Source organism: Agromyces sp. H17E-10 (assembly GCF_022919715.1).
In the GTDB taxonomy this organism is placed as follows: Bacteria; Actinomycetota; Actinomycetes; order Actinomycetales; family Microbacteriaceae; genus Agromyces.
In genome coordinates this window covers 4,021,049-4,037,463 of the sequence record NZ_CP095042.1, presented here as the reverse complement: position 1 = coordinate 4,037,463, position 16,415 = coordinate 4,021,049, and the positions used below count along the sequence as shown (strand labels likewise).

Sequence of the window (16,415 nt, the reverse complement as noted above, 5' to 3'; positions counted from 1 at the left end):
TGGTTCAGTGCAATGGAACTAAGGACTTGTCCGGTGAGAGCCGGGCGAGCGCAGAACCCACGAGGTCTGCGAAGCCCGGATGGTCTGTGAACCCCGAGTCGAGCGCGGTGAGGAGGGCGTCTCGCGCGGCCGCCTCGAGCGGCTCGGACGCCGCGACTGCGGCGATGCCGCCGGGCAACGCTGCCGTGCCCGAACGGACGCCGAGGATCCATGCGGCGATGGCGGCTGCGCATCCGCCAGCGGCTCGGCCGGCGGCGAGTTCGCGGAGGGCGACCGGCACGATGCGCAAGCGAACCTTCGTGGTCGAGTCGAGGGCGATCTGCGTGAGACGGTGCTCGATGCGCGGGTTGCGGAATCGAGTGAGAAGCGCCGCTCGGTATGCGGTGAGGTCAAGGTCGGGCAACTGCGCGGCGTCGTCGTCCCACAGCGACTCGACGGCCGCTCGGCACACGGGGTCCTCGATCGCGGTGCTCACGACCGCGTGGCCGCGCGCCTGACCGAGCGTTGCGAGCACGGTGTGCGCACCGTTCAGCATCCAGAGCTTGCGGTGCTCCCATGGTTCGAGGTGGTCGACGAACCGGGCGCCTGCGGCCTCCCATTCGGGCCGGCCGGCCGGGAACTCTCCAGACAGCACCCAGTCGGAGAACGGCTCGGTGACGACCGGCGCGGCGTCCAGGCATCCGGTCGCCCGGCCGATCGCGGCCGACTCGATTACTGCGTCGATCGCCGGCGTGATCCGGTCCACCGAGGTGGACACGACTGCCGCGTTCGCAGAGAGCCAGGCGGCCAGTTCGTCGGACACTCGCCCAGCGAGGTCGGCCAATGCGCGCCGGAGAAGTCCGCCGTTGTTCGGCAGATTGTCGCACGGCACGAGCGCGATCGGACCGGCGCCCGCGCGGCGGCGCGCGTCCAGCCCGAGCAGCACACGGCCGAGGGCAGACGATGGCTCGGCGGCGCGGGCCGGGGCGAGGGATGCCTCCCGTACGAGCGCAGACCGCAGCATGGCGACATCGGATGCGACGACCGGGTCGGCGAGGTCCACCGTTCCGTCGGCAGCGAGCCGATACCCGGCCTCGGTGATGGTGAGCGTGAGGATCGCGGTCTGCGGCGCCGCGACTGCCGTGACGAAGGCCGGCACATCGTCGCCGGCCTCGACGCGCACGATCGACGGCACGACTTCGAAACGATCGCCGTCGGCGCCGCGCTCGACGATGGTGTAGAGCCCGTCCTGCTGCGCGAGACGGTCCACGAGATCGCGGCTGCGGCCTGTGAACGCAACGATCCCCCATTGGTCGGCGTCGCTCGCGTGTGCCGTGTACCAGGCCTGATGCGCGCGGTGGAACGCTCCCAAGCCGAGGTGCACGATCCGCTCGGGCGGCGTCGGGACTGCGACCGACGTGCGGGTCAGCAAGGTCAGGTCGGTCACAGTTTGAACACCGCCCGCGGGATGTCGCCGACGAGGTCGTCCATGACCCGTTCAGCGGCAGGCAGGCGCACTCGGCCCTCCGCCACGAGGCGCGCGAGGAACCCGGCGTCCACCCGGCGCGCCGTGTCGTGTCGTGCCGGGATCGACAGGAACGCGCGCGTGTCGTCGATGAAGCCGCTGCTGCGGTAGAAGCCGGCCGTCTCGGTCACGGCCGCGCGGTGGCGGGCGATCGCGTCGGGTGCGTCGAGGAACCACCACGGGGCGCCCAGGTAGACGCTCGGGTAGAACCCGGCGAGCGGCGCGAGTTCGCGCGAGTAGGTCGTCTCGTCGATCGCGAACAGCACGAGGTGGAAGTCGCGCTCGAGGCCGAAGCGCTCCAGCAGGGGCCGGATGCCGCGGGTGAACTCGATGGCGACGGGGATGTCGTGCCCGGTGTCGGGGCCGAACCGTGCGTGCGTCGTCGTCGAGTGGTTGCGGAGGACGCCCGGGTGGATCGTCATGACGAGCCCGTCGTCGACGCTCATGCGCGCCATCTGGACGAGCATGTGGCCGCGGAATGCGCGACGTTCAGCGGCATCGGCGGTGCCCGCGAGCACGGCCCGGAACAGGCGCGCCCCCTCGGCTGCGTCGAGGTCGACGGTGAACGGCTCTTCGATGCCGTGATCGGCCGAGACCGCGCCGTGCCCGATGAAGTGCGCACGTCGTTCCTCGAGCGCGCCGAGGTAGCCGGCGAAGTCGGTCGGCCGCCCCGTCGCGCCGAGCAGCCGCTCGACATCATCACCGAACGCGGGTGCATCGGGGTCGAGGTACCGATCGGGCCGGAACGTCGGCACGACGCGGCCACGGAGGCCCGATGAGGCGAGCGCGGCGTGCTCGGCCAGGTCGTCGAGCGGGTCGTCCGTCGTCGCGAGGAGCTCGATGCCGAACCGCTCGAACAGGGCACGGGGCCGGAAGTCGGGTCGCGCGAGCGCCGTGACGATCTCGTCGAAGATCGCGTCGGCCGTTTCGGGGCCGAGCGGCGTGGTGATGCCGAAGACCCCGTCGAGCTCCTCCTCGATCCAGTATCCCGACGCGGTGCCCGCGAACCGGTGCCAGTGCGCGGCGAGCGTGCGCCACACGGCTCGCGCATCGCGACCGGCCTCGCCGACGACCAGGTCGGCCAGGTCGACGCCGCCGGCGTGCAGCAGCCGGGTCACGTAGTGGTCGCCGGTGACCAGCAGCGCGACCGGGTCGGCGTACGGTTCGTCGTTCACGAGCAGGGACGGTGGCACGTGCCCGTGCGGGGAGATGATCGGGGCATCCGCGACTCGCGCGTACAGGTCGAGCGCGATCGCGCGCACGGTGGGATCGACCGGTAACAGGCGTGCCGGGTCACGGTGGAACGTGTCTGGGGTCGACATCACTTGGCGATGAGGTTCAGTCGGGCGTTCAGGGCGGCGACGGCCTCGCTGGGAACGCCGCCTGCCTGCTTGATGAGCTTCTCGACGCTCATGCGGTCGATGATCGCCTGCATCGACGGCGGGATCTCGACGCCGTGGCCGACCTCGCCCCGGCTGGTCGCCACGGCCTCCATCACCGAGGCGATGACTCGTGCTCCGTCTTCGGACTGCTTGATGTCGCCGAGGGAGTCGCGCACCGAGAAGAATCCGGCAGGGCTCGGCAGGTCGGTCTCGTCGAACCAGTTGGCGATGCCGGTGGTGGGCATCACGCTCGCTGCGGGCGCCTCGTCGACCTTGCGCAGCGTGATGGTGTCGGCGAGGTCGCCCGATCGCGCGGTGATCTCGTGCTCGCCGGTCAGCGGCACGCTGAATCGGAACGCCCGGCGGCCTTCGGCTGTGCCGACCGGGACGCCGTCGACCAGCAGGGTGACCTCACTTCGGTTGGTGTAGACGACGACCTCGGTGACCTCCTCCGCCCGCTCCGCGCGGCGGCGCCCGGCGACGTGCACGAAGGGCTCGCTCGACCAGGCCGCCTTGTAGAGGAAGAACGCGTCCTTCTTCAGCGTCCGGTCGAAGGTCACGAGTCCCTTCTGGTTGCGCCCTGCGGTGCCGCCCTCGTCGCGGCCGGCGGAGCCGAAGTCCGCGAGGTTCCACACGTGCGTCGCCCACAGCCATGGGCGCCGCTCGATCATCGCGAGCATGTGCTCGTGATAGCGAGCCTGGTATCCCTCGGTGTAGTCGCCCTTCTCGGGTGAGGCGGACTGGTACTGCGGGTTCGCGTCGGCGCCGTACTCGGCGAGGCCGATCGCGGTCCCGGGGTGGGCCTCGTGGAAATCGTCGAGCCAGGTGTCGTTGTCGGCGACCTCTCCGACGTACCAGCCGAAGTAGAGGTTGTACGACATGACGTCGGGGAGACCGACCAGCGGGTGGTCCGTCTCGAGGAGGAACAGGTTCGCCATCGCGGTCAGACGAGTGACGTCGAGCTCGTGGGCGAGGTCGTTCAGCTCGCGGTGCGCGGCGATCACGTCCTCGCCGGAGCCTGCCAGCGTGATCTCGTTCGACAGGCCCCAGCAGACGATGCTCGCGTGATGGCGGTTCTGCACGATGAGCTCCGTGAGTTGATCGCGGGCGTTCTCGACCGCACCGGGCAGGAAGACGGTGATCTGCGGGATCTCCGCCCACACCACGATGCCCGTCTCGTCGCAGAGGTCGTAGAAGAGCTGATCGTGCTGGTAGTGCGCGAGCCGCACCGTCGTGACGCCCAGTTCGCGCAGCAGTGCGAGGTCCTGGTGCTGCATCTCCTCGGTGATCGCATTGCCGACGCCCTCGCGGTCCTGATGGCGCGAGACGCCTCGGAGCGGGTACTCCTCGCCGTTCAGGAGGAAGCCGCGCTCCGGGTCGACCGTGAACTCGCGGCATCCGAACCGCAGGTCGACCACGTCGAGCACCGTGTCACCGGCCAGCAGCTCGGCTCGCGCGGTGTAGAGGTGCGGGTCGCGCAGGCCGTGCCAGCGCCGAACCTGCTCGATCCGGATCATGGCGTCCGCCTCGCCACCATCCAGAGGCACTGTCGTCGCGGACTCGCCCTGGACGCTGAAGCGCACGGACGTGGCGGTGCGCTCGGTCCCCGACGTGGTAACGGCGACGTGCAGCGCAACCTCGGCGCGGTCGCCGTGGAGCGCGGGCACGATGGTCAGGCCGGGGCCGCCGTGTGCGGCGAGGTCGAAGTGTTCACGACCGACCGTGATCTGGCGCACCCCGCGGTAGATGCCTCCGTAGAACGTGAAATCGGCGCGCTGCGGATACACGTGCTCGTTTGCGAGGTTGTCGACGACGACGAGCAACGTGCGCTCGCCGCTCGCGAGGCCGTCGGTCAGATCCACGCGGAAGGTCGAGTATCCGCCGTCATGACGCGCGAGCAACTGGCCGCCCAAGTACACCTCGGCCGACGAGTTCACGCCGGCGAACTCGATCCAGGTCTCGACGTCGCCCTGCTCCGGCTCGATGTACTTCGCGTACGTCGATCGTCCGCGCCGGTACTCCCCGCCCGCCTGACCGTCGATCGCGTTCCACGTGTGCGGCAGCACGACCGCCTCCCCTGCTGCAGCGACGTCCTCCCAGCTCGAGGACCCGGGCAGCTCGACGGGTGCGAACGCCCAACCGTCGTGGATCGTCACGACTCGTCGGGGTTGGGGGGCAGCGGGTGTCATGCATGTCTCCTTCGACCTGGTGCACCGGCGCGAGCCGGTCCGGCCCAACCAAACTACGAAGCCGACGCGCCGAAGTGATAGAACTGGTCACGCACGATCAGTACTGATTCGGCACAACCTCGTGTACTCGACGAACAGAGGGCTCAGATGGCGACGACACCCGCACCGCTCGATGCCGCGCTCGAACCGATCGCCACCACGGTGGCCGAGGTGCTGAGTTGTCCGGTCCAACTCACGACCGACATTCCCTCAGCCCTGGACGCATTCGAAGCCGCGCACTGCCTCGATCCCCGGCTCCAGCCTGCGTTCTCGGCAGCCGTGCTGCGCGGGTTCGTGCGCGAGATGGAGCCGCAGATCGTTCACGAGTTCCTCGAACCACTCGGCATGGCGATCACCCTCCTGCGCTGGGACGATCACCTGCTCGTCGTCGGTCCCTACACCCACGAGCCGATGCACCCCGGGATGGCCGAGGAGACGATGAGCCGGCTCGGCATCCCGAGCGCCCACCTGCCGCTGTACAAGCTGTATCGCACGAGATACCCGATAGTCGATGCGGAGTACGTCTACCGCGGTGCCACGGCGCTGCTGCGTGCTGCCGGGAGCGAGGATCTGCTCGGCAGCCTCCGCGAGGTCGAGGCCGACGGCGGAACGATCGCGCCGGGGTCCGGCGATGCCCCGCAGTCCGCGACCGTCACGGTGATCGAGGAGCGGTACCGGCTGGAGCGGGACTTCATGGATGCCGTCGCCGACGGCTCCGCCGAGCGTGCGCTTGCCGCATTGCATCGCATGGGGCGGATGCCGCAGACGATCAGTTACCTGAACACACCGTTCCTCGGGACGACCATCCTGCGGATCATGGCGCGCGTGGCAGCGCAGCGCGGTGGGCTGCCGCCTGTGACGATCGATGCGATCTCTCAGGAGTACGCGCAGCGGCTGCATCGGATCGGGCATTCCTCTGACATGCGCCGGTCGGTTTCGTTCACGGCTCAGATGGTCACCGACTTCTGTCGGCACGTGCGCCGCCACCGTCAGCGAAGCTTTCCGCCGCTCGTCCGGCAAGTCGCCGATGAGATCGACCTGCACCTCAGCAGCCAGGTCTCGACCACGGATCTCGCGGATCGCCTCGGGGTCTCCGTGTCGACGCTCGCACGCCGGTTCAAAGCCGCGACCGGCATGACGGTCGCGGCCTACACGGCGAGGCAGCGCGCCGAACGTGCGGCCCGCCTGCTCGCCACCACCACGCAGAACGTTCGTGACATTGCATTGTTCGTCGGGTACGACGACGCGAACTATTTCGTGAAGGTCTTCCGCGAGGCGTACGGGATGACCCCGACCGCCTACCGCGACGCCCACACGGGCTGACGCACGCCAGGGCCGCGGACCCGGTCGGATCCACGGCCCTCGAAGCGTCACGACGTCAGGCGAGAACGCCCTCCGTGTCAGGTTCGGCCGCGTCCAGCGCGGCCTTGCGCGCGCCCACGCGCTTCTGCACCTCGATCATCTCGGTTCGATCGAGCTTGTAGCCTCGCATCGCGATGAGCGTGCACACCCAGCCGAGGATCGGCAGGCCGAAGAAGAGCAGCAGGCTCATGAGCAGGATCGGCGTCGACGGAGGGTCGGTCGGCTGGGGCATCGCGGTCGTGAAGCCGATCAGCGCGACGGCGCCGAGCGCGAGCGTCGCGCCGAGCGACGAGACGATCTGATCGACGATGCTGTAGGTCGCAGTGACCGTGGCCGGCAGGAACTTGCCCGAGCGGTCGAGCTCGTAGTCGATGACGTCCGCTCGCATCGCGCCGGAAGCGACGGTGACCACCATCGACGCGCCGTTCAGCAGCAGGTAGACGAGGAAGAACCCGATCGTGAGAGCGAGGTTGCCCAGGATGGAGCCCATGTCGACGACCAGGCAGAACACGGTCAGCACCGCGGCGAGGATCACGCAGATCCAGGTCCACGTGACGGTCGCGGCCTTCGATCCGTGCTTGCCGGTGTAGCGCGCGCCCCAGATCGCGAACACGATGCCCGGGAGGATCGCGATGAGCCCGAGCACCGAGCCGAGCTGCATGTTGCCGAGCAGGATGCCCCACATGAGCGTGCCGATCACGGCCTGCGACTTCACCACCTGGGCGAGCTTGTCGGAGGCGCCGCTGATGAGGTAGCGCTGGAACGGCCCGTTCTTCGTCAGCAGGTTCCACATGTCGCGCATCGAGACGTCCGCCTTCGCGCGGTCGACTTCGAGGTGCGCGAAGTTCTCGGGCTTGTCGATGCGGGACACGCCGACACAGGCGAGGATCTGGAACACGAGCGAGCAGGCCACATAGGTGAGCGCGGTCTCGCTCAGCATCTCCACCGTGAACTCGTTGCCGTGGCGTGGCAGGAAGACCACGGTCGAGAGGATCGAGAATATCGCCGGCACGAAATAGGCGTAGACCGTCGCCCACACCTGCACGGTGGGTCGCTGCCGGGGGTCGTTCGTGAGCACGGGGCCGGTCATCTGGCCGGCGATGTCGTTCATGGACGAACCGATGATGTACACGACGTACATCGCGATGAAGAACACGGCGCCCAGCCCGGTGTCGGACGCCCAGACGAAGAGCATCAGGATCGCGAGCGACCGGATCGCCCATCCGCCCAGCATGAACACCCGGAGCTTGCCGAAGCGGAAGTCCACCTTCTCGATCACCAGCGCCAGCAGAGGGTCGATCAGCCCGTCGAACACCCTGGTGAACGTGAGGATGAGACCTGCGGCCGCGACGGCGATGCCGTATCCAGCGTTCTGCAGGTAGCTCATCAGGCCGACGAGGACGTAGAAGATCATCGCCGAGCCGTTGTTCATCTGGGAGAGGGCGATCTCCCAGGTCTTGGCGCGGCGGTAGGTCACGCCGTCCGCCTCGCTGGCCGTCTGCTTCGGGTTACGCGCCATTGCGTTCTCGCTCCTTCGGGAATCCGCTCGTGCGACGAACGGGTCGTTCCGTCGGTCGCTTCACTGAGCCGAGAGCAACACTAGGAACGGGGGGCGTGCCCGTGATAGAACCGTGTCGACGGATCTAGTACGAATTCGGCACCCGCTTTCGAATCCGTCAGGCCTCGAGGAGGTCGCCCATCTGCTTGGCGATGAGGGTCGTCGCGAACCGCGGGTTCAGTCGGGAGAGCCGGTCCATCGCCGCGGCATCCGAGCCGATCGTCGCGCGGAACCGCCCCTTCTCGATGGCGGCGACGATGACGCGTCCTGCTTCGACCGGGCTCGTCGTCTTGTACGTCGCCGTCTCGGCGGACGTGTCACCCGCAAGGCTGACGCCCGAGTTCGCTGCGATATCCGTGCCGATCGCCCCTGGGAACACCACGGTCACCTGCACGTTCGTCCCGAGGAGTTCGGCGTAGAGCGCCTCCGTCAGCAGCTTCACCGCCGCCTTCGACGCCCCGTAGACGGCTTGACCGGGCACCGGCGCGTACGACCCCATGCTCGCCACGTTGAGGATCGCCGCCTCGGGGCGCGAGAGGAGTACGGGGAGGAATGTCTTGCACATGTTCATGACCCCGCCGAAGTTGACGTTCATCACCTTGTCGATCTCGGCGAACGGCAGGTCGACGACCTTCACGAACTGCTGGATGACGCCCGCGATGTTCACGATGCCGTCGACCGCGCCGTGCGCGTGCTCGACGGCATCGGGCAGCGCCGCGACCGCTGTACGGTCGGTGATGTTGACGACATGCCGCGAGAACCGATCGCCGGCCGAGGCGAGCCGAGCGGTCTCCGCGAGACCGTCCGCATCGAGGTCGACGCCGGCGACGGATGCTCCGCCGGAGAGCAGTCGGAGCGTGGTCTCGCGTCCGATGCCGTTGCCGGCGCCGGTGACGACGAAGATCTTGTGCGTGATGTCCATGTTCGAGTCCGCCTGTTCTCGTGAGGTGACGTGATGATCAGCCGATTCGCGTCGCGACACCGGCCGTGACTCCGGCACCGTTGAAGCCGTCGACCGCGAACCAGTACGCGTGACCGGCGTTCAACGATCCGACCTCGAGGTCGGTACGGTCGTACACGAGCCAGGAGTGATGGAGCTTGTCGGGCGAGAGCCCGTAGCGCACGTTGTACCCGACGGCGCCGGGCGCGGCATCCCACCGCAGCGATGCCGTGCGCGGGTCCGGCCGTTCCCCTGCCACGGTGACCGGCTCCGGCAGCGCCACATCGGCGAGGCCGAATACGCGAAGCCCGCTGACGGCGAAGGCGGCGCCGAACGGCATCGCCCCGGCGGTGACACGCACGAATCGCGCACGCCGCCGTTCGGGCAGGACGATGAACGCGTGCGGGGCGTCCGCGCGCGTTCCGATCGTGTCGTGCACGACCGCCCATTCGTGGCCGTCGGTCGAGAGCTCGATGCGGACCTCGGTCGATTGCGAGTCCGGGAACACCGCCCGCTTGCCGAACGTCGCCCTGGCGAGGTCGCGACGCTTCGGTGCGTGCGATGCGAGGTCGTGGTCGGCGAGGTTGACCTGCAGCGCGTGCACGGAGGCGACTGCGCCCAGGTCGACCTGCAACCACTCCCCGGGATGCTCGTCTCCCGCGACCCACCAGGTGCGCACCGACTCGTCGGTCGCGAGTTCGGGTCCGTGATCCGCCAGCGACGACGAGGCGGTCGCTGCGGCGCCGTACGACAGCAGCATCCAGCCCGGGGATGCCTCGGTCCACGGGTCGAACGCGCGGTCGGGCAGCTGCATCGGGAAGTCGGCGAAGTTCTGGTTGCAGAACAGCACGCCATCCTCGTCGAACCCGGCCGGGAACAGGCCGATGCGCCGCTCGAAGTCGGCGTTCACCGAGATGCGCATGGTCGCCGCGTGCCACCAGTTGCCGTGCCGGTCCTGGAAGGTGCTGCCGTGGCCTGCGCCCGTGATGAATCCGCCGGGCTTCGACGAGAAGGGGCTGTGCTGGTCGTACTCGAAGGGCCCCAGCGGGCCGTCGCCGACGTACGTCCCATCAGCGTACGTGTTGAACTGCGTGCCGGGGCCAGCGTACTGCAGATGGTATCGGTCGCCGATACGCGTCAGGTAGGCGCCCTCGATGAAGGGCGCGTCGCCGATGTAGGCGTCCATCACCTTCCCGATGAGGCCGCGTCGCACGATCGGCACGTAGTCGTCGCCGGGGCGTTCCCAGCCGCGCGTCGCGGTCTCCGCCGCGATGAGCGGGACCGGCTCGCCGATGCGCTGCAGCGTCTCGCGGTCGAGCTCGACGCCGCGGATCGGCTCCTTGTGCGAGCAGCCCCAGTAGAGGTACAGCCGGCCGTCGTCGTCTTGGAACGTGTCGGGGTCCCAGAACGCGATGTCGCTCGACGCGACCTCCTCGAAGTCGTCGGCGAGCGGATCGACGCTGCGGAAGAATCGTCCGTTCGTGCGCCGCGATGCCGTGAACAGCAGGGCGCCGTCGACCTCGCGCACGTCGGGCGCGTAGTCGATCGCGGGGATCTTCTCGCTCGGCTGCAACGTCCAATCGACGAGATCCTCCGAATGCCAGAACCCGCGCGTCATCGAGGCGAACATGAAGTAGCGGTCGCGGTAGAACACGACGGTCGGGTCGGCCGCCTCGCGGTAGACGCTGCGGCCGGCGAACGGGGTGCGGACGTCCTGGTAGCGGTACGCGAGGTCGAGCGGATTGCAGATGACGCGTACGTTCATGCGATCGCCCCCGCGGCATCGGCGTGGTGCGAACCGGCCGCGCGGAGGTGTGCGATCGACACGGCGATCGACGTGAGGACATCGCCGCCGACGTGGTCGAACTCGATGACCGGGATGCACTGCGCAGGTGCGGCCGCCAGTGCGGCGTCGTTCTGGAGGTTGCCCGAGCCGAGCGCGCACTGGGTCAGCACGGCGGGGTCGTACTCGCCTCTCGCTGCGAAGACGTCAAGCGCCTTCGCGGCGTCCTTCAGGTGCAGGGCACGCACGCGCGAGCCGAGCCGCTCGACGAGCGCCGGCACATCCTCCCCGGCGGCCGTCGCCCAGTAGACGTCGAGCTCGAGCGCGACGCGCTCGTCGAGCAGCGACACGAAGTGCTCGTACGCGGTCAGCTCGCCGATGCGGTGATGGAACTCGAAGGTGTGGTTGTGGTGGCCCACGACGAGGCCTTCGGCCGCGGCCGGCTCGACGAGTGCGTTCATGCGGTCGGCGGTGCGGGCGACGTCGTCGGCTGTCCGCCAGCGATCTGCGTCCACCATCGGGTCGATCAGGATGGCCGCACCGAGCGCCCGCGCCGCCCCGAAGGCCGCGGTCGCGGGCGGAACAGGCACCTCCCGGCCCGAGAACCGCATGGTGTCCGACAGCAACGGCGCGTGGGCGGTCGGGATCGACAGGCCGTTCGCCGCGGCCGCCGCGGCGAGCTCCGCGGGCCGGTCGTACACCGAGAACGGCTCGACCGCCTGCGCGCCGGCCGTCGCGAGACGCTCCAGGGTCGCATCGAGGTCGGCGAGTTCGTGGCGCACGGAATACAGCTGCACGCTGATCGGCGCCGTCACCGGGGTGCCCATCAGACCGTCTCGCCGGCGTCGGCAAGGAGGGTGCTGCCCGTCATGATCATCGAGAGGTCGCTCGCTGCGAAGAGCACGACGCGCGCGATGTCGTCGGGGGTGCCCATGCGGCCGATCATGCTCGTCTTCATCACGTCGAGGGTCGGCGTCTCGATCCCGGCCGCGGCGGCGGCCTCGGCGCCGGCCTTCGCCGCCGCGATGTTGCCCTCGGTGGGTACGAAGCTGGGCGCGACGCCGAGCACGCGGATGCCGAGCGGGGCGAGGTCGACCGCGAGCGACTTGGTCATGCCGAGCGCGGCGTGCTTGGATCCGACGTACGCGGCCATGCCGGGGAATGCCACCTGCACGCCCGCGGTCGAGATGATGTTGACGATGACGCCGCCCGATCGGTCGGCCGACATGCGGCGTGCGGCCTCGCGCGAACCGAGGAACACGCCGCGCGCGTTGACCGCGAAGGTCGCGTCCCACATCTCGTCGGGCATCGCGGTCACCGGCGCGTTCGGGAAGATCCCGGCGTTGTTCACCCAGATGTCGATGCCGCCGAGCTCGGCGACCGCCACGTCGGCGGCCGCCGCGACCGATGCCGTATCGGCGACATCGGCGCGCGTGGCGGCCACGCGAACGCCGTACCGGTCGGCGAGTTCCACGGCGGCGAGCTGCGCCGCATCCTCGTTGAGGTCGATCAGCAGGAGGTCGGCCCCGGCCTCGGCCAGTCGCGCCGCAATGGCCTTGCCGAGGCCTTGAGCCGCACCGGTCACGACGGCCCGGCGGCCGGCGAGCGAGAGCAGCTCGGTGAGCGAACGGGCCGAGACGTCGGCGAACGGGAAGGTCATGCTGCAGCCTCCGCCGACTCCAGCCCATTGCGCTTCGCGACCTCGCCGAGCCAGGCCAGGCTCGGTTTCGGTGTGCGCGCGAAGGTGTCGCGGTCGACCGAGATGAGGCCGAAGGTCGGCTCCCAGTGGCCCCACTCGAAGTTGTCGAGGAGTGACCAGTGCAGGTAGCCGCGCACGTCGATGCCGTCGGCGATGGTGCCCGCGAGGCCCCGCAGCGCCTCCTCCGTGTAGCGGATGCGCTGCGCGTCGTCGGCGGTGGCGATGCCGTTCTCGGTGACGACGATGGGCGTGTGCTCACTGACCTCCCACGCGTGGCGGACGGCCATCGCGAGGGAGTCGGGACGGAAGGACGTGCCGACGAGGGTGTTGTCGGGGTGCGGCGGGTGCGGCACGAGGCCGTTCGCGTCGACCTGCTGGCTCGAGTACGCCTGCACGCCGACGAAGTCGTCGCCGCGGCTGCCCTCCCAGTACACGTCCTCCTTGCCGTACCGGATCTGCAGCAGCTTCTCCTCGCCGCCGGGCGCTGCCGTGAGGGCGCCTGCCGCGATCGTCCAGCCGACCTTCGCGCCGGTGCGCTCGCGCACGATCGCGCGGGCGGCGTGGTGGATCCGCGTGAACATGCGCCCGATCTCGGGGTCGGCGTAGGTCAGGAACTCACTGTGCGTCTGCTTCTTCTCCGCATCGCCCTCGGCCTCGACCGTGGGGCTCGTCCACTCCCCGCCGGACGCTGAGAGGTGCCGCATCGCGGTCATGATCGCCGCCTGCATGTTGGGCTCGTTCATGGTCGCGACCCATTCGACGCCGTCGAGGATGGTGCACGCCTGCTCAACGTACGCGCAGAACAGCGCTTCGGCGTCGGGGCCGTCCCAGCCGCCGAGCGCGGCGAACCACTGCGGTGTCGTGAAGTGCTGCAGGGTGACGACGGGTGCGACGCCGTGGTCGAGGCAGTAGTCGATCATGCGGCGGTAGTGGGCGAGCTCAGCCTTCGAGAAGTGACCGCGCACCGGCTCGATCCGCGACCACTCCAGGCTGAAGCGGTAGGACGTGAGGCCCGCGTCAGCGAGCAGCCGGATATCCTCGCGGTAGCGGTGGTAGCTGTCCACCGCGTCACCGGAGAGCTCCATGCCCGGCATCATCTGCTCGCGCGCCCACCAGTCGCTGTTCACGTTGTTGCCCTCGATCTGGTGGCCCGCGGTCGCGGCGCCCCAGAGGAAGCCCTCGGGGAAGGTCGTCATGGGTTGGTTTCCTCTCGTTCGTGGAGTGGTCGATTTCGAAAGATGGATGCGGCGTGCGGAGGCTGCCGCGGGGGTCATGCCGTCGCGGTCGACGCGCGGGCGGGGAGCGTGGCGGTCGTCTCGAACCGGCCCGCCCCGATCCGGTACTCGGTGCCGTCGGGCAGCACGACGCGGGCGGTGGTGCCCGATGGGACCACGGCGGTCAGCGTCATCCGCTCGCCCTCGATGCGCCAGTCGACGTCGATCGTGCCTTGCGGCCCCTCGTGGCTGCCGCGTGCCCAGGTAACGCCACCGCCCGGAACGGGTTCGATCAAGACACGTTGCCAGCCGACAGAATCGGCGTCCTGCCGCAGCCCGAGCGTGTGCGTGTGGAGAAACCGCATCGCGGCACCCTTGCTGTAGTGATTGAGCGACTCGTGGGCGTCGCCGTGTTCGTCGATGCCCTCCCAGTCCTCCCAGACTGTGGTCGCGCCGCGGTCGAGCATGTACCGCCACGACGGGGCGGTGCGCTGCTGGAGGAGTTCGTACGCGACGTCCGCGCGGCCGTGGTCGGCGAGCACCTGCAGCAGGTCGCCCGTCGCGAGGAATCCGGTGCCGACATGGGTGCCGGCGTCGCGGATCAGTTCCACGAGCCGGTCGACCGCGCGGTCGCGGAGCTCTTCGGGAATCAGTCCGAACGCGAGGGCCCGCGCGTAGGCGGCCTGAGTGTCGGTCGTCGTCGTGCCATCGGCGCGCAGGTAGGCCTGTCGCCAGGCATCGGCGATGCGGTCGGCGGTCGCCGCGTAGCGGGTGGCATCCTCGACGCGGCCGAGGACGCGCGAGACGGCGGCGAGGGTCGCGGTCGAGCGGTGCAGGTAGGCGGTGCCGACCTCGCCCTTGTCAGCCATGAACCAGGCCATCGGGTCGTGCTTGACCGGATCGATCCGGTTCCCCTCGGCGTCGCGTTGCCTGGGCTCGGTCCACTCGCCCCAGTGGAACGTGCCGTCCCAGAGATACTGCTCGAACGGCTCGGGCTCGGCTGAGGCCTGCACGCGGGCGAAGTGCCGGGCGGAGCGCGCCTGTCCGAGCGCCCACTCGACCCAGCGCCTCATCGCGTCGACGTTCTCGGCGAGCACCTGCTCGTCACCATACGAGAGGTAGAGCTCCCACGGCACCGCGACGATCGCGTCGCCCCAGCCCGCCGAACCGGTCATCATGGCGAACTGGTCGTCGAGGTGGTGCTTGATACGGCGCCCGTCGGGCGAGAAGTTCGCGATCCGGCCGTCGTCGAGCTGATCATCACGCACCGAGCGCAGCCACTTGCGGCTGAAGCCGTGCACGTCGTACAGGCGCGTGGCCATCGGCACGAACACTTGGTAGTCACCGGTCCAGGCGAGCCGCTCACGGGTCGGGCAGTCGGTCGGCACGTCGACCGCGTTGCCGCGGAAGCTCCAGTCGGTGATCTCGTGCAGCCGGTTCAGTTCGTCGTCGCTGCACGCAAAGGCTCCCGTGCGCGCGAGATCGGTCTGCACGATGCACATCTCCAGGGATGCGGCGGCGAGTGCGCTGCCATCGGGGCGGGTGATCCGTGCGTACCGGAACCCGTGCACCGTGTGGCGGGGCTCGAAGACGCCGCCCTGCTTCCCCGCGACGATCTCGTCGCGCTGCACGAACGCCTTGCGCCCGCCGTCGGGCCGTTCGGAATCGAGGTGCGAGGTGTCCAGGTCGCCGTCGCGGCCCAGTGCCTCGCCGTACTCGAGCACGGTGCGAGTGCCCGGCGCACCCAGGTCGGTCAGCCGAATCCAGCCGGACGCGTTCTGCCCGAAGTCCACGAGCCAGACCCCGTGGGCGATCGCTCGCAGCGCCTCGGGTGCGCGCCGCTCGACGACCCGCACCGGCGGCGCCGGCGACCAGTCGATCGGCGGCGCCTCGACGACGTCGACAAGCACGGGCACCACGGGGCCGGTCACCGTGGACAGGTCGAGCGTCTCGCCGTCCATGAGGTCGGCACGGGTGATCGCCGACCGCCGGCTCGTCCAGGAGCCGTCGCCCGCCACGACCTGCCGCGATCCGTCGGCGAACTCGACGTGCAGCTCGACGCGGGCACCCAACGTGGTGCCCCAGGCGGCGGGAAGCCGGAACGCGCCGACCTGCCCGCGGTACCAGCCGTCGGAGAGCTCGAGTTCGACCGTGTTCGCCCCGTCGCGGAGCAGCCGGGTGACGTCCGCCGCCTGCGCGTAGACGGTGCGGTCGTACGAGGTCGACCCCGGCGCGAGCTCGACCGTGCCGACGCGCTCGCCGTTCACGCTCGCCGTGTACACGCCGAGGGCGGTCGTGTAGAGGCGGGCCGACGAAACGGCGCCGGCGATCCTGAAGCCACCCGCGAGCACATGCGCCGCACGCCGTCCGTAGCCGGCATCGCCGTCGGTGCCCACGGCAGGTTCGACGGGAGAGATCCAAGGTGCGGACCAGTCCGCGCCGAGGAGTCCCGACTCGAACTCCGCCCACTCCGACCAAACGGCATCCGGCGCCTCGGCGCGGACCCGCCACCGCACCCGCTGTGCGCTGCCGAGCGCCGTGAACGGCCACGCCGTCAAGCGACGACCGGCGACCTCCGAGACGATCGGTTGTGCTCCGTCGATCACCGCTTCCACCCGGTAAACCGCGCGAAGATCGCGGTCGACCGCGTCCTTCCAGGAAAGGCGGGGGGCAGAGCCGGTGACTGCGAATTCGTCACCGCCGTAGTCGACGACGAGGTCGTACGGTGCACTGGGCATGCGGGTT

The 16,415-nt window shown here is 69.5% G+C and carries 11 protein-coding genes; 1 reads left to right on the top strand and 10 read right to left on the bottom strand.

Features of this window, described 5'->3' with window-relative positions:
- Window positions 1-4: 4 nt before the first annotated feature.
- Genes MUN74_RS18210 through MUN74_RS18200 form a run of 3 tightly spaced genes read right to left on the bottom strand, consistent with a single transcriptional unit; the run spans window position 5 to window position 5,075 of the window.
- Window positions 5-1,426, bottom strand: a complete 1,422-nt coding sequence (locus tag MUN74_RS18210) for a mannitol dehydrogenase family protein (protein ID WP_244854018.1) — start codon at window positions 1,424-1,426, stop codon at window positions 5-7.
- Window positions 1,423-2,826 (bottom strand): glucuronate isomerase, encoded by a 1,404-nt coding sequence (uxaC, locus tag MUN74_RS18205; protein ID WP_244854017.1) that lies wholly within the window; start codon window positions 2,824-2,826, stop codon window positions 1,423-1,425. The genes MUN74_RS18210 and uxaC overlap by 4 nt, the downstream gene beginning before the upstream one ends.
- Entirely contained in the window at window positions 2,826-5,075 is a 2,250-nt protein-coding gene (locus tag MUN74_RS18200; RefSeq protein WP_244854016.1) for a glycoside hydrolase family 2 protein, read from the bottom strand. The genes uxaC and MUN74_RS18200 overlap by 1 nt, the downstream gene beginning before the upstream one ends.
- A gap of 147 nt (window positions 5,076-5,222) precedes the next feature.
- On the opposite strand from MUN74_RS18200, the gene MUN74_RS18195 reads away from it, so the two are divergent.
- A complete protein-coding gene (locus tag MUN74_RS18195) occupies window positions 5,223-6,437 on the top strand; it encodes a helix-turn-helix transcriptional regulator (protein ID WP_244854015.1) in 1,215 nt (404 codons plus the stop codon).
- A gap of 55 nt (window positions 6,438-6,492) precedes the next feature.
- On the opposite strand, the gene MUN74_RS18190 is transcribed toward MUN74_RS18195, so the two are convergent.
- The 7 genes from MUN74_RS18190 to MUN74_RS18160 all read right to left on the bottom strand — a co-directional run bounded on the left by MUN74_RS18190 (window position 6,493) and on the right by MUN74_RS18160 (window position 16,408).
- Entirely contained in the window at window positions 6,493-7,995 is a 1,503-nt protein-coding gene (locus tag MUN74_RS18190) for an MFS transporter (protein ID WP_244854014.1), read from the bottom strand.
- Between the two features lie 157 nt (window positions 7,996-8,152).
- Window positions 8,153-8,956 (bottom strand): SDR family NAD(P)-dependent oxidoreductase, encoded by an 804-nt coding sequence (locus MUN74_RS18185; protein WP_244854013.1) that lies wholly within the window; start codon window positions 8,954-8,956, stop codon window positions 8,153-8,155.
- A gap of 37 nt (window positions 8,957-8,993) precedes the next feature.
- Window positions 8,994-10,739 carry a family 43 glycosylhydrolase gene (locus MUN74_RS18180; protein WP_244854012.1) on the bottom strand — a complete coding sequence of 582 codons (1,746 nt, stop codon included), beginning with the start codon at window positions 10,737-10,739 and terminating at the stop codon, window positions 8,994-8,996.
- Entirely contained in the window at window positions 10,736-11,584 is an 849-nt protein-coding gene (locus MUN74_RS18175) for a sugar phosphate isomerase/epimerase family protein (RefSeq protein ID WP_244854011.1), read from the bottom strand. Before MUN74_RS18175 ends, MUN74_RS18180 begins: the two co-directional genes overlap by 4 nt.
- Window positions 11,584-12,417 carry an SDR family NAD(P)-dependent oxidoreductase gene (locus tag MUN74_RS18170; protein ID WP_244854010.1) on the bottom strand — a complete coding sequence of 278 codons (834 nt, stop codon included), beginning with the start codon at window positions 12,415-12,417 and terminating at the stop codon, window positions 11,584-11,586. The genes MUN74_RS18175 and MUN74_RS18170 overlap by 1 nt, the downstream gene beginning before the upstream one ends.
- Entirely contained in the window at window positions 12,414-13,652 is a 1,239-nt protein-coding gene (locus tag MUN74_RS18165; protein WP_244854009.1) for a glycoside hydrolase family 1 protein, read from the bottom strand. Before MUN74_RS18165 ends, MUN74_RS18170 begins: the two co-directional genes overlap by 4 nt.
- Window positions 13,653-13,726: 74 nt before the next feature.
- A complete protein-coding gene (locus MUN74_RS18160) occupies window positions 13,727-16,408 on the bottom strand; it encodes a family 78 glycoside hydrolase catalytic domain (RefSeq protein WP_244854008.1) in 2,682 nt (893 codons plus the stop codon).
- Window positions 16,409-16,415 lie beyond the last annotated feature (7 nt).